The following is a 13305-nucleotide window of genomic DNA, read 5'->3' as shown; positions in this document are numbered from 1 at the left end:
GAGACACTGATTGCTGTTTGCAGAGCCACGATAGCTGCCAGCGGCCGACAGAGCAGGTAGGATGTACGCCTATTTTGAGGGTGCCATCGTCAATGAAATTCAAGGATCTTCGGGATTTCGTGCAGCAGCTTGAGCAGCGCGGAGAGTTGAAACGCATCCAGATTCCCGTCTCGCCGGTGCTGGAAATGACCGAGGTGTGCGACCGCACGCTGCGGGCCAAGGGCCCGGCGCTGCTGTTCGAGAAACCGACCGGTTATGACATCCCGGTGCTCGGCAACCTGTTCGGTACTCCCGAGCGGGTGGCCATGGGCATGGGCGCCGAGTCGGTCAGCGAACTGCGCGAAATCGGCAAGCTGCTGGCGTTTCTCAAGGAACCGGAGCCGCCGAAGGGCTTGAAGGACGCGTGGTCGAAGCTGCCGATCTTCCGCAAGATCATCGCGATGGCGCCGAAAGTCGTCAAAGACGCGCCGTGCCAGGAAGTGGTCATCGAAGGCGACGACGTCGATCTGGCGATGCTGCCGGTACAGACCTGCTGGCCGGGCGACGTGGCGCCGCTGATCACCTGGGGCCTGACCGTCACCAAGGGCCCGAACAAGGACCGGCAGAATCTCGGCATCTACCGCCAGCAAGTGATTGGCCGCAACAAGGTCATCATGCGCTGGCTCAGCCACCGTGGCGGCGCGCTGGACTTTCGAGAGTGGTGCGAGAAGCATCCGGGTCAGCCGTTCCCGGTGTCCGTGGCCCTTGGTGCGGATCCGGCGACCATTCTCGGCGCCGTTACTCCGGTGCCGGACAGCCTCTCCGAATACGCCTTCGCCGGTCTGCTGCGCGACAGCCGCACGGAACTGGTGAAGTGCCGTGGCAACGACCTGCAAGTGCCGGCCACGGCCGAAATCATCCTTGAAGGCGTGATCCATCCGGGCGAAATGGCCGATGAAGGCCCGTACGGCGACCACACCGGTTATTACAACGAAGTCGACAGCTTCCCGGTGTTCACCGTCGAGCGCATCACCCACCGGATCAAGCCGATCTACCACAGCACCTACACTGGCCGTCCGCCGGATGAGCCGGCGATTCTCGGCGTGGCGCTGAACGAAGTGTTCGTGCCGATCCTGCAGAAGCAGTTCCCGGAGATCACCGACTTCTACCTGCCGCCGGAAGGCTGCTCGTACCGCATGGCCGTGGTGACGATGAAGAAGTCGTATCCGGGGCATGCCAAGCGCGTGATGCTGGGTGTCTGGTCGTTTTTGCGACAGTTCATGTACACCAAGTTCGTTATCGTCACCGACGACGACATCAACGCGCGGGACTGGAACGACGTGATCTGGGCCATCACCACGCGCATGGACCCCAAGCGCGACACGGTGATGATCGACAACACGCCGATCGACTACCTCGACTTCGCCTCGCCGGTGTCGGGGCTCGGCTCGAAGATGGGCCTGGACGCCACCCATAAGTGGCCGGGCGAAACCACTCGCGAGTGGGGCCGCGTCATCGTCAAGGATGACGCCGTCACCCAACGGATCGATGCCATCTGGAATCAGTTAGGAATAGATTGATGCGTGTAACCCTGCAGCCCTCCGGAGCGGTACTCGAGATACGGCCCGGAGAGCGGATTCTCGATGGTGCGCGGCGCCTGGGCTACGAATGCCCGCAAAGCTGCCGCAACGGCAATTGCCATGTGTGTGCGGCGCTGCTGGTGGAAGGCCGGGTCGAACAGGCCGGCAAGGTGCACGACCACGGTGAGTTCTACACTTGCATAGCGGAGCCGCTGGAAGACTGCATCGTGCTGTGGGATGGCGTGCTCGCGCTGGGAGAACTGCCTGTGCGCAGCGTGTCGTGTCAGGTCATCGAATGCCGGGACGTCGGTGGCGATACCTTTCGTGTGCGCCTGCGGGCACCAGCCGGCAAGCCGCCGCGCTACCACGCTGGCCAGTATCTGATGATCGAGCGCGAGAACGGCGAGAAGTCGGCGTTCTCCATGGCCTCGGCGCCCCACGGCGGGCGCGATCTGGAAATCCATGTGCTGGCGCGCGAATCCAGTGCGCTGAACCTGATCGATCAGCTCACGCGCAACCCGATGGTGCGGGTCGAACTGCCATTCGGCGATACCCACCTGGCGGAACTGCCGGACGGGCCGCTGGTGCTGATCGCCGCCGGCACCGGCATGGGCCAGATCCATAGCCTGATCGAACATTGCCGGGCCAGCGGCTTCAAGCATCCGGTGCACTTGTACTGGGGCGTGCGTCGTCCGGAAGATTTCTACGAAATCGAACATTGGGACGAATGGCTGAAGTTGCCCAATCTGTTCCTGCACAAGGTCGTCAGTGACCAGTGCGGCTGGGAAGGGCGCTGTGGCATGTTGCATGAGGCGGTGTGCGAGGATTTCCCTGATCTGAAACCGCTGCACGTCTATGCCAGCGGCTCGCCCGCCATGGTCTACGGCACGCTGGATGCGTTGGTCGAAGCAGGGATGGATGCTCATCAGATGCGTGCGGATGTGTTTGCTTACGCACCCCGCGCCTGAGTTCGTTATAACTCGTCATATAGCCGATCGGTATTTATGTAATTGCATAAATGCCGGTAGGTTATATATCAATCAGGCAATCAATTAAGAACTGTGCCATGGCACTCAAATTGCCTTAAAACATATGTGCCTTATTGTTACAGCGGTGCGTTCTATTAAGTAATTCTTCACCCGCGGGGAGCTGAACGCTATTCGCCATGAGCGCCATTGAAAACGCTTTTCTGAACCTGGCTTACCCTCCGCGGCTCGATCTTGGGCCGCAGCTGACGCACGAACAACTTCTCGCTTCCATGCAATCGACCATGGCGCGCCACAAGGGCGGGCCGGTGTGGCTGTTCGCCTACGGTTCGCTGATCTGGCGGCCGGAATGCACAGCCGTGGAGCGGGTGCGTGGGCGCGTGCATGGCTATCACCGTGGCTTGTACTTGTGGTCCCACGAGCATCGCGGCACGCCGGAAATGCCGGGACTGGTCTTTGGTCTGGATCGTGGCGGCTCGTGCAGCGGCTTCGCCTACCGGTTGCCGGAAGACAATCTGGACAGCGCGCTGTATGCATTATGGAAGCGCGAGATGCCGTTCCCGTCCTATCGGCCACACTGGCTCAACTGCCGACTCGAAGATGGCAGCCAGGTTCAGGCCTTGGGATTCGTATTGGAGCGACACCTGCCCAGCTATGCCGGCAACTTGCCGGATCATGTGCTGAGCCAGGTGTTCGAAAGCGCTTGCGGGCGTTACGGCACCACTCGCGATTATGTCGAGCAGACCGCCCACGCCCTGCGCAGCCACGCCATGCCAGACCGGAATCTGGAGGCGCGGCTCAAGCGCTGTAAGTCAAAGGCCGATCAGGCGACTGCTTCGCGGCTCTGACTGGCGACTTGCTTGTGCCACAGAGTCGGGGCCAGGAAGGCCATCGACAGCAGGCAAGCGCCCACCAGTAGCACGAAACCGCCATCCCAGCCGAAGTGGTCCACGGTGTAGCCCATCGCTGCACTGGCCGCGACCGAACCACCCAGATACCCGAACAGACCGGTGAAGCCTGCGGCAGTGCCGGCGGCTTTCTTCGGCGCCAGTTCCAGCGCCTGCAGGCCGATCAGCATCACCGGGCCGTAGATCAGGAAGCCGATGGAGAACAGCGCGATCATGTCGACGGTCGGGTTGCCGGCCGGGTTCAGCCAGTACACCAGCGTCGCCACGGTCACCAGTGCCATGAACACCATGCCGGTCAGGCCACGGTTGCCACGGAAGATCTTGTCCGACATCCAGCCGCACAGCAGCGTGCCCGGAATCCCCGCCCACTCGTAGAAGAAATAGGCCCACGAGGTTTTATCCACGGTGAAACCCTTGGCTTCCTTCAGGTAGGTCGGCGCCCAGTCCAGCACGCCGTAGCGCAACAGGTAAACGAAGACGTTGGCCATGGCGATGTACCAGAGCATTTTGTTGCGCAGCACGTATTTGACGAAGATTTCCTTGGCACTGAATTCGTCTTCGTGGCTGGCGTCGTAGCCTTCCGGGTAGTCGTTCTTGTACTTCTCGATCGGCGGCAGGCCGACCGATTGCGGGGTATCGCGCATGGTCACGAAGGCGAACACCGCTACCGCCAGGGCCACGGCAGCCGGGACGTAGAACGCCGCGTGCCAGTCGTTGAACAGGCCCATGCCGATCAGGAACAGCGGGCCGATCAAACCACCACCGACGTTATGCGCCACGTTCCACACCGATACCACGCCGCCACGTTCCTTCTGCGACCACCAGTGCACCATCGTGCGTCCGCTCGGCGGCCAGCCCATGCCCTGGGCCCAACCGTTGATGAACAGCAAGATAAACATCATGGTCACGCTGGAGGTTGCCCAAGGCGCGAAACCGAAAATGAACATCACCCCGGCCGATACCAGCAGGCCGAATGGCAGGAAGTAACGCGGGTTGGAGCGGTCGGACACCAGGCCCATGAGGAACTTGGACAGACCGTAGGCAATGGCGATGGCCGACATCGCCAGACCCAGATCACCACGGCTATAGCCTTCGTCGATCAGGTACGGCATGGCCAGCGAGAAGTTCTTGCGCAGCAGGTAGTAACCCGCGTAGCCAAAGAAGATGCCGGCGAAGATCTGCCAACGCAGGCGTCGGTAGGTGCTGTCGATTTTTTCTTCAGGCAATGGAGCCTGATGTGCGGCAGGACGAAAGAAAGCAAACATTCAAGAGCTCCAGATTTCTTGTTTTGACTGCGGATGCGAATGTTACAGTTTCGTTACCGAAAATAGCACCGCTTCCCATCGGCAAAACAGCGGAAATGTTGGAAGTCGCGCGTTCCTTTATGAACATGTCGCTCAGATATAAGTGCGGGGCGTTGTGGGAAAGGTTACTTCGGCGTCTTCCTGCCGGGTTTCAGGGCTTTGTAGGGCGCAGGTTTGGGAAATGTCCTGCGAACAATGCAGAAGGCGCGGCGTTCTGTTTCAGGCTGCCGGGCTCTACCCTTTTGATGGTGCCAATCGGGCATTCGAGCGGTAAAGGGGGAGGGCTCATGCGGTGGTGTGTGTTGCTGTTTTTGCTGATGGCATCGGGAGGTGCGTGGGCGTCAGAGGTGCTGCTGATTCCGGAAAACAACCCGAGGCCGGTCTATCCGCGAGGGCTTTTCAGGGCTGGCGTGGTCGGTGAAGTGGGCGCCGAGTTCACCGTCCATGCCGACGGTTCAGTCGACCGGATCAGCTTTGCGCCAAGCAGCCATCCGGAGCTGATCGAAGCGGTCAGGGCGGCTGTCGAGCAATGGCGTTTCAAACCGTGGATCGTCGAGGGCGACAAACCGGCACAGACGCGGGTCTTCGCACCGATGGTATTCAGGCTGGATCTGGATCAACCCATCCACATCAACCAGCAACTGAAAGCCTTGAAGTGCCGCACCTTGAACGAATACCTCGGCAACATTGCGGAGCAATCATGGATCGATACCAAGGTGTTCGTTTACACCAGGGCCTACCTTTCCAATGTGTTCCACAAAGCGCAGCTGCCGGACGAACAGCGGCTGGCGATGATCGCCAGACTGAACAAGCGGATTCCATCGATTGTAAGGAGTTGCCGTAGCAGCCCGGTCCGGACGTACATGAGCCTGTTGCCGGAGGATATTCGCAGTTTGATGTAGGGCTGGAGTGCTCTGAAGAGCGATCCGGAAGTGGCCATCAATTCCGGATCGCCCGATCAGCTCAGCGCACTTGCACTACGACTTTCCCGACAGCCTTGCGCTGCCCGAGATCATTGATCGCCTGCGCGGCATTGCCCAGCGGATAGACCTGTGACACCAGCGGCTTCAGCTTGCCCTCGGCAAACCAGCCGAACAGTTGCTGGAAGTTCGCCGCGTTGTCCTGCGGCTGGCGCTGGGCGAAGGAGCCCCAGAACACGCCGAGCACCGCCGCACCCTTGAGCAGGGCGAGGTTGACCGGCAGCTCGGGAATGCGGCCGCTGGCGAAACCGACCACCAGCAGGCGGCCGTTCCAGGCGATGGCGCGGATGGCCTGGTCGAACAGGTCGCCGCCGACCGGGTCGTAGATCACGTCGGCGCCCTGGCCGTCGGTCAGACGCTTGATCTCGTCCTTGAGGCTGGTTTCGCTGTAGTTGATCAGTTCGTCGGCACCGGCAGCCTTGGCCACGGCGAGTTTTTCCGCGCTGCTGGCAGCGGCGATCACCCGGGCGCCCATGGCTTTGCCGATTTCCACGGCGGCCAGGCCAACACCGCCAGAAGCACCGAGCACCAGCAGGGTTTCACCCGGTTGCAGGTTGCCGCGCTGTTTGAGGGCGTGCATCGACGTGCCGTAGGTCATGCTGAAGGCGGCGGCGGTGTTGAAATCCATCGACGGCGGGATCGGCAGCACGTTATAGCCCGGGACCGCGACCTGCTCGGCGAAGCTGCCCCAGCCGGTCAGGGCCATGACCCGGTCGCCGACCTTCAGGTGACTGATCTTTTCACCCACTTCGCTGACCACACCGGAAGCTTCGCCACCCGGCGAGAACGGGAAGGGCGGCTTGAACTGGTATTTGCCCTCGATGATCAGCGTGTCCGGGAAATTGACCCCGGCGGCGTGCACGTCCAGCAGGATTTCGTTCTTTTTGGCGACAGGACTGGCGACGTCTTCCAGCACCAGCGATTCGGCAGGGCCGAAGGCTTTGCACAGCACGGCTTTCATCAGGGCTATTCCTTTGGGAGTGATGGCCGATAAGTGTAGGTGTGGCAGTCAACGGGTCAACGAGCATGCCCGGCCCTGATAGTCCGCCATAAGCTTGTGCTTGCGCGGCGGGTCGTTATGCTAGGCCGCAAACCGGATAAGGAGCGAATTGTGAAAGCGTGGATCATGTTGTTGCTGGCCCTGTCTCTGCCTGTGGCAGCGCTGGCCGAAGAAGCCAAAGAAGGCGAGGCGCCGAAGGTCAACTACATCACCCTGAGCCCGCCGTTTGTGGGCAACTACGGGCTCGATGGCACCCCGAAGCTCAAGGTCTACAAGGCCGACGTGGCACTGCGGGTGACCGGTGAAGAGGCGACCAAACTGGTCAAGGCCAACGAGCCGCTGATCCGCAATCAACTGGTGGCGCTGTTCACCCAGCAGACCACCGATGCGATGGGCAGCATCGAAGGCAAGGAAAAACTGCGTCAGGAAGCCTTGAAGCAGACCCAGCAAGTGATGAATGACGAGACCGGCAAGCCGGTGGTTGAAGATCTGTTGTTCAACAACCTGATCATTCAATAAGACATTCGTTGTCCGGGCGGTCCCCATCGCTGGCTTGCCAGCGATGGCATTTTGTCAGGCGACAAATGACTCAGGGTTTGAGCGCGATCACCGCCGCCCACTGCTCGGCCGTCACCGGCATCACCGACAGTCGCGAACCCTTTTGCACCAGCGGCATCTCGGCCAGCGCGGTCTGCTGTTTCAGGTAATCCAGCTTCAAGACCCGGCTGAACGTTTCGACGTGGGCGACATCAATCGCGCTCCAGGCGTTCTTCTCCGGCGTGGCTTTCGGATCGAAGTAATGGCTTTCCGGTTCCAGTGCGGTGGGATCCGGGTACGCGGCTTCGATTATTTTGCCGATTCCGGCAATCCCCGGCTCCGGGCAGCTGGAATGGTAGAAAAAGAACTGGTCCCCCACTGCCATGGCCCGCAGGAAATTGCGTGCCTGATAGTTGCGAACCCCGTCCCAGCGCGCTTTGCCGAGCTTTTCCAGGCCCTTGATCGAGAGTTCGTCGGGCTCGGATTTCATCAGCCAGTAGGCCATGGTTTTTGCTCCTCAAGCGGTCATTGGGCAGGTTGTCCGGCAATTTTATGACAAACCGACGGTCGGTTGACGCCAGCATTTGCGCAGAGGTTCACGTTGTCGCAAAATGCCGGCCTTTAAAGCTTGACGCTGCTGCACGGCCTACGAATGGAAACCGCTGCTGTCATCGTGATGATGTGCCTTGAGGGGGGCAATCGATGAAACGCAAACCGGATTTGCTGTGGACTTTGGTGATTTTGTTCGGTCTGGGCGTCGTGACCACCGGTTATGCGCAAAGTCTGTGGGCCAACAAGGCCGATGCACCGATTGAAGTAGCGCAACAAGTACAACAGTCGACAGCCTTCAAGCGCTGAAACTGCCTTCTCGACGCCGCTGATCCGCGCGGCGTCTATCCCGCGAAATACCACGCCTTGTCTGTCACCGTTCCCTGCAACGGTACATCCCAGCTCGCTTGCGCGAGACGTTCGACTTTCTGACATTCATGGGCCAGGCCCAACAGCGTCGGTTTGCGCCAGTTCTGGCGTCGGGCCAGATATGCCAGGCTGCGATCGTAGAATCCGCCGCCCATGCCCAGGCGCCCGCCGACATCGTCGAATCCCACCAAAGGCAACAACACCAGATCCAGTGCCCAGACCTTGCGCTGACGGGCCAGATTGGCGCGCGGCTCAAGAATTCGGAAGCGGTTGGGTTTGAGTTTTTCGCCGGGGCGGATCTGCTGAAAGACCATTTTGGTCCGCGGCCAGGCACTGAGCACCGGCAGGTAGGTTTTCTTGCCCCGACGCTGGGCCGCGCGCAGCAACAGGCGCGGGTCGATTTCACCGTCGGTGGGCAGGTACAGGGAAATGTGTTTCGCCCGGCGAAAGTGCGGGTCTTGTGCCAGTTGCTTGTACAGACCTTCGGCGGCCTGGCGTTGTTCGCTTCGCGTCAGCGAGCGGCGGGCCTTGCGCAGCAGGCGGCGCAGTTGGGGACGGGGCAGCAACGCGGGTTCGGTCATGGTTCGGCTTCGGCAGGGTGGGGCGAAAACGTACGCATAAAAAATCCGATGCCGGCATGCACCGGCATCGGATTCGAATCAGGCTCCCCGGATGAGCCGCTGTCGACTTAGCCCTTGAACCCGAGAGTTCAAGGTGGAGGATGCAGTAGGCTTTAAGGCTTTCCGTCTGGCGGACATGCACACCAGCCCAACGTGCAACCCCCAGGGTAGTGCAAATCGGCTCAGGGACATCGTCAACTGGCAAGCACCCCAGGGAGTGCGGCGAGTATAACTCAAGCAGCCTGGCGAATCAGCCCTTGCTGATGTCCGGATCGTCGGCCAGCACCAGATCGACACGATCGAGCAAGTCACGCACCTGTTCACGGGTCGAACCGCTGGCCTGGATGTCCGGACGCTCTTCTTTGTGCAAGAGGTCGTGGGTGATGTTCAGCGCGGCCATCACGGCGATGCGGTCGGCGCCGATGACTTTGCCGCTGCTGCGGATCTCGCGCATCTTGCCGTCCAGGTAGCGGGCGGCGCTGATCAGATTGCTGCGCTCTTCCTGGGGACAGATGATCGAATACTCTTTGTCGAGGATCTGCACGGTAACGCTATTGCTTGAACTCATGAGTCTTGCTCCAGGGCCTTGAGGCGCGAAATCATCGATTCGACCTTACGCCGGGCGATTTCGTTTTTTTCAATGAGGTGCGCGCGTTCCTCGCGCCAGGTCTTTTCCTGAGCAAGTAAGAGTGCATTTTGACTCTTTAGTTGCTCGACTCGGGTAATCAGCAGTTCGAGTCTGGCCATCAGCGCTTGCAGGTCGGTGTCTTCCATTGTGTCCACTGATTCGGTCTGATGGGTTTGGCTGGCGGACAGCCTTTAATGGTCTTGGCGAGTCTGTCAATGTAGGATACAAGGCCTTCATTCTAGACATAGCGCCGTCTGGCGCCTAGCTGCCCATGCCCATTCAGAATTCCCCGTACCAAGGCTTTGCCACCCTGCTGAACTCCAGCGGTCACTCCGTTTCGCCTGCCGAACTGCACGGCCTGTTGCTGGGCCGCAGTTGTGCCGGCGCCGGCTTCAATGCCGAAGAATGGCTGATCGATGCCGCCGAGCTGCTCGAAAGCGAGCCGCAGGACAACGTCCGCAACGCGCTGATCGGTCTGCAGGAGATGGTCAAAAGCGAACTCACTGGTGATGACGTCACCGTGGTTCTGCTGCTGCCGAACGATGACGCACCGCTGGCCGAGCGCGCTGCCGCGCTGGGCGAATGGTGTCAGGGCTTCCTCACCGGTTTCGGCCTGAACTGCCGCGACAGCAGCATGCTGAGCACCGAAGCCACCGAAGTGTTGCAGGATTTGGCAGCGATCTCCCAGGTGCAAGACGCACTGGAAGAATCCGAAGACGGCGAAAGCGACTATATGGAAGTCATGGAGTACCTGCGTGTCGCTCCGCTGCTGTTGTTCTCCGAAACCAAAAAGGCCGACGTGCCGCCAGCGGCCAAGCCGTCGCTGCACTGATCGCGTGCCAGGGAAAGCCATCTGCCCATGATCCATATCCCGAAAGCGGAATACGCCCGGCGCCGCAAGGCGCTGATGGCGCAGATGGAACCCAACAGCATCGCGATCCTGCCTGCCGCCGCGGTCGCCATTCGCAACCGCGACGTCGAGCATGTCTATCGTCAGGACAGCGACTTCCAGTACCTCAGCGGTTTTCCCGAGCCGCAAGCGGTCATCGTCCTGATGCCCGGTCGCGAACACGGCGAATACGTGCTGTTCTGCCGTGAGCGCAATGCCGAACGCGAACTCTGGGACGGCCTGCGCGCCGGCCAGGAAGGCGCGATCCGCGATTTCGGCGCCGACGACGCCTTCCCGATTACTGACATCGACGACATCCTGCCGGGCCTGATCGAAGGCCGCGACCGGGTGTATTCGGCCATGGGCAGCAACCCCGAATTCGACCGCCACCTGATGGACTGGATCAACGTGATCCGCTCCAAGGCGCACCTCGGCGCCCAGCCGCCGAACGAATTCGTTGCCCTGGATCACCTGCTGCACGACATGCGCCTGTATAAATCGGCGGCAGAAGTGAAGGTGATGCGCGAAGCGGCGCGGATCTCTGCCCAGGCTCACATCCGGGCGATGCAGGCCAGCCGTGCCGGGTTGTACGAGTACAGCCTCGAAGCCGAACTGGATTACGAGTTCCGCAAGGGTGGGGCGAAGATGCCGGCCTATGGCTCGATCGTCGCTGCCGGGCGCAACAGCTGCATCCTGCATTATCAGCAGAATGACGCGTTGCTCAAGGACGGCGATCTGGTGCTGATCGACGCTGGTTGCGAGATCGACTGCTACGCCAGTGACATCACCCGCACCTGGCCGGTCAACGGCAAGTTTTCCGCTGAACAGAAAGCGATCTACGAACTGGTGCTGGCTTCGCAGGAAGCGGCATTCGCCGAAATCGCTCCGAACAAGCACTGGAACCAGGCGCACGAAGCCACGGTTCGGGTCATCACCGCCGGGCTGGTGAAGCTGGGGCTGTTGCAGGGCGAAGTCGTCGAGTTGATCGCCTCCGAGGCCTACAAGGCGTTTTACATGCATCGCGCCGGCCACTGGCTCGGGATGGATGTGCATGACGTCGGCGAGTACAAGGTCGGCGGCGAATGGCGGGTGCTGGAAGTCGGCATGGCGCTGACCGTGGAGCCGGGCATCTACATCGCCCCGGACAATCAGAACGTAGCGAAGAAATGGCGCGGCATTGGCGTGCGCATCGAGGATGACGTGGTAGTGACCAAAAGCGGTTGTGAAATCCTGACGGGTGGCGTGCCGAAAACCGTCGCCGAGATCGAAGCCCTGATGGCGCAAGCGCGGACCTGCGCGGCATGAGTCGGGTCAATCTGGCAATCATCGGTGGCGGTCTGGTCGGCGCCAGTCTGGCGTTGGCCTTGCAGGCCGGCGCCAAGGCCCGTGGCTGGAAGATCGTGCTGATCGAGCCGTTCGCCCCGGGTGACACCTGGCAACCAAGCTACGACGCGCGCTCCTCGGCGCTGTCCTTCGGCTCGCGGCAGATTTATCAGCGGTTGGGCGTGTGGCAGGAAATCTCCCGCCGAGCCGAACCGATCAAGCAGATTCATGTATCCGACCGTGGTCGTTTCTCCACCGCCCGACTTTCGGCGATGGAAGAGGGCGTCCCTGCGCTCGGCTATGTCGTGGAAAACGCCTGGCTCGGCCAGTGTCTGTGGCAGCACCTCGACAAAGACGTGATCAGCTGGCGCTGCCCGGCGGAAGTCACCCGCATGGAGCCGTTGCCGGACGGCTATCGCCTGACCCTCAACGACGAAACCACGGTCGAGTGCGATCTGGCGGTGCTCGCCGATGGCGGCCGTTCCGGTCTGCGCGAACAGCTGGGCATCAACGTGCGCAAGCGCCCGTACAACCAGAGCGCGCTGATCGCCAACATCACGCCGAGCGAAGCGCACAACGGCATGGCGTTCGAGCGCTTCACCGACGAAGGCCCGATGGCGCTGCTGCCGCTGCCGGAAAACCGCTGCGCGCTGGTCTGGACCCGACTGGGCATGGACGCGCAACGGCTGGCCGACCTGAGCGAGCGTGATTTCCTCAGCGAGCTGCAAGGTGTGTTCGGCTACCGTCTCGGTACGTTGAAACAAGTTGGCGCGCGGCATCTGTATCCGCTGTCGCTGGTGGAAGCCGAAGAGCAGGTGCGCTCGCATCTGGCCGTTCTCGGCAACGCCGCCCACAGCCTGCACCCGATTGCCGGGCAGGGTTTCAACCTGTCCCTGCGCGATGCCGATGCGTTGGCCGCCGCGCTGCTGGCCAGCGACAAACCGCTGGGGGATTTCGCCACGTTGCAGGCCTATCGCGAGCGTCAGCGTCTCGATCAGGATCTCACCGTGGGTTTCTCCGATCAGGTCACGCGCCTGTTCGGCAGCACCCAGCCGCTGGTGTCGCTGGGGCGCAACATCGGCCTGCTCGGCCTTGATCTGCTGCCGCCGGCCAAGCGCTGGTTCGCCCGTCAGGCCATGGGGCTGGGGACGCGGCCGGATGCGTGAGTGGCTGATCAAACGGTTTGGCAAGGCGCGGCTGATGCGCTGGATCATGACGTTCTACCCGCCGTATTTCGGCGCCGGTGTCCGGGTGCAGCACATCAGCGATGACTTTCGTGACATTCAGGTCTCGATGGGCCTGGGCTGGTACAACCGCAATTACGTCGGCACCCAGTTCGGCGGCAGTCTGTATTCGATGGTCGATCCGTTCTTCATGTTGATGCTCATGGAGAACCTCGGCTCGCGGTACATCGTCTGGGACAAGGCCGCCGACATTGATTTCATATCGCCGGGCAAAGGCCCGGTGTTCGCCCGGTTCAACATCGACGACACCCTGCTCGACGAGATCCGTCGGCAGACCGCCAGTGGCGAGAAATACCTGCCGCAGTTGCAGGTCGACATTCATGACGGCGCCGGCAATCTGGTGGCGCGGGTCGGTAAAACCCTTTACGTGCGGCTCAAGCCGCCAGCGAGACAGGCTTAAAGCATGGAA

Annotated in this window: 16 protein-coding genes and 1 other RNA gene; 10 read left to right on the top strand and 7 right to left on the bottom strand. The window is 61.1% G+C overall.

What is annotated here, in order from left to right; all coding sequences use genetic code 11:
- The first annotated feature begins 92 nt into the window (after positions 1 to 92).
- From ubiD to AC07XZ_RS01710, 3 genes are all read left to right on the top strand, one after another.
- Positions 93 to 1559, top strand: coding sequence for a 4-hydroxy-3-polyprenylbenzoate decarboxylase (ubiD, locus tag AC07XZ_RS01720; protein WP_007951823.1), 1467 nt, complete (start codon positions 93 to 95; stop codon positions 1557 to 1559).
- Positions 1559 to 2527, top strand: a complete 969-nt coding sequence (locus tag AC07XZ_RS01715) for a CDP-6-deoxy-delta-3,4-glucoseen reductase (RefSeq protein WP_085746755.1) — start codon at positions 1559 to 1561, stop codon at positions 2525 to 2527. The genes ubiD and AC07XZ_RS01715 overlap by 1 nt, the downstream gene beginning before the upstream one ends.
- 197 nt (positions 2528 to 2724) lie before the next feature.
- Complete coding sequence (locus AC07XZ_RS01710; RefSeq protein WP_039765337.1) at positions 2725 to 3393, top strand: gamma-glutamylcyclotransferase; 669 nt, start codon at positions 2725 to 2727, stop codon at positions 3391 to 3393.
- On the opposite strand, the gene glpT is transcribed toward AC07XZ_RS01710, so the two are convergent.
- Positions 3369 to 4718 (bottom strand): glycerol-3-phosphate transporter, encoded by a 1350-nt coding sequence (gene glpT / locus AC07XZ_RS01705; protein ID WP_007951819.1) that lies wholly within the window; start codon positions 4716 to 4718, stop codon positions 3369 to 3371. The two genes, AC07XZ_RS01710 and glpT, sit on opposite strands and share 25 nt — an antisense overlap.
- On the opposite strand from glpT, the gene AC07XZ_RS01700 reads away from it, so the two are divergent.
- Positions 4691 to 5659, top strand: a complete 969-nt coding sequence (locus AC07XZ_RS01700; RefSeq protein ID WP_309474329.1) for an energy transducer TonB — start codon at positions 4691 to 4693, stop codon at positions 5657 to 5659. The genes glpT and AC07XZ_RS01700 overlap by 28 nt on opposite strands.
- A gap of 61 nt (positions 5660 to 5720) precedes the next feature.
- Here AC07XZ_RS01700 and AC07XZ_RS01695 read toward each other — a convergent pair whose 3' ends face one another.
- Positions 5721 to 6698: an NADPH:quinone oxidoreductase family protein gene (locus AC07XZ_RS01695; protein WP_102685835.1), complete on the bottom strand. Its 978-nt coding sequence runs from the start codon at positions 6696 to 6698 to the stop codon at positions 5721 to 5723.
- Positions 6699 to 6848: 150 nt separating this feature from the next.
- Here AC07XZ_RS01695 and AC07XZ_RS01690 point away from each other — a divergent pair, with 150 nt between their 5' ends.
- Positions 6849 to 7256, top strand: a complete 408-nt coding sequence (locus tag AC07XZ_RS01690; RefSeq protein WP_007951814.1) for a flagellar basal body-associated protein FliL — start codon at positions 6849 to 6851, stop codon at positions 7254 to 7256.
- Between the two features lie 70 nt (positions 7257 to 7326).
- On the opposite strand, the gene AC07XZ_RS01685 is transcribed toward AC07XZ_RS01690, so the two are convergent.
- Positions 7327 to 7779: an EVE domain-containing protein gene (locus AC07XZ_RS01685; RefSeq protein ID WP_085746751.1), complete on the bottom strand. Its 453-nt coding sequence runs from the start codon at positions 7777 to 7779 to the stop codon at positions 7327 to 7329.
- A 197-nt stretch (positions 7780 to 7976) separates the two neighbouring features.
- Here AC07XZ_RS01685 and AC07XZ_RS01680 point away from each other — a divergent pair, with 197 nt between their 5' ends.
- Positions 7977 to 8132, top strand: coding sequence for a hypothetical protein (locus AC07XZ_RS01680; RefSeq protein ID WP_007911192.1), 156 nt, complete (start codon positions 7977 to 7979; stop codon positions 8130 to 8132).
- A gap of 35 nt (positions 8133 to 8167) precedes the next feature.
- On the opposite strand, the gene AC07XZ_RS01675 is transcribed toward AC07XZ_RS01680, so the two are convergent.
- From AC07XZ_RS01675 to AC07XZ_RS01660, 4 genes are all read right to left on the bottom strand, one after another.
- Positions 8168 to 8773, bottom strand: a complete 606-nt coding sequence (locus AC07XZ_RS01675) for a 5-formyltetrahydrofolate cyclo-ligase (RefSeq protein WP_007951812.1) — start codon at positions 8771 to 8773, stop codon at positions 8168 to 8170.
- Positions 8774 to 8853: 80 nt separating this feature from the next.
- Positions 8854 to 9032: non-coding RNA, 6S RNA (ssrS, locus tag AC07XZ_RS01670), on the bottom strand.
- 30 nt (positions 9033 to 9062) lie between these two features.
- Positions 9063 to 9380 (bottom strand): cell division protein ZapA, encoded by a 318-nt coding sequence (locus AC07XZ_RS01665; RefSeq protein ID WP_007951811.1) that lies wholly within the window; start codon positions 9378 to 9380, stop codon positions 9063 to 9065.
- Entirely contained in the window at positions 9377 to 9586 is a 210-nt protein-coding gene (locus tag AC07XZ_RS01660) for a TIGR02449 family protein (RefSeq protein ID WP_007940359.1), read from the bottom strand. Before AC07XZ_RS01660 ends, AC07XZ_RS01665 begins: the two co-directional genes overlap by 4 nt.
- Before the next feature lie 125 nt (positions 9587 to 9711).
- Between AC07XZ_RS01660 and AC07XZ_RS01655 the strand changes: the two genes are divergently transcribed.
- Genes AC07XZ_RS01655 through AC07XZ_RS01640 form a run of 4 tightly spaced genes read left to right on the top strand, consistent with a single transcriptional unit; the run spans position 9712 to position 13296 of the window.
- On the top strand, positions 9712 to 10272 hold the full coding sequence (locus AC07XZ_RS01655; RefSeq protein ID WP_007951810.1) for a YecA/YgfB family protein: 561 nt from the start codon (positions 9712 to 9714) through the stop codon (positions 10270 to 10272).
- A 27-nt stretch (positions 10273 to 10299) separates the two neighbouring features.
- On the top strand, positions 10300 to 11634 hold the full coding sequence (gene pepP, locus AC07XZ_RS01650) for a Xaa-Pro aminopeptidase (protein ID WP_102685834.1): 1335 nt from the start codon (positions 10300 to 10302) through the stop codon (positions 11632 to 11634).
- Complete coding sequence (ubiH, locus tag AC07XZ_RS01645; RefSeq protein ID WP_085606016.1) at positions 11631 to 12818, top strand: 2-octaprenyl-6-methoxyphenyl hydroxylase; 1188 nt, start codon at positions 11631 to 11633, stop codon at positions 12816 to 12818. The genes pepP and ubiH overlap by 4 nt, the downstream gene beginning before the upstream one ends.
- On the top strand, positions 12811 to 13296 hold the full coding sequence (locus AC07XZ_RS01640; RefSeq protein ID WP_102685833.1) for a DUF4442 domain-containing protein: 486 nt from the start codon (positions 12811 to 12813) through the stop codon (positions 13294 to 13296). Before ubiH ends, AC07XZ_RS01640 begins: the two co-directional genes overlap by 8 nt.
- Positions 13297 to 13305: the final 9 nt, after the last annotated feature.

The organism is Pseudomonas sp. GW458-11-26-14-LB4 (assembly GCF_059423925.1).
This window is presented reverse-complemented; position numbering and strand designations above follow the sequence as displayed.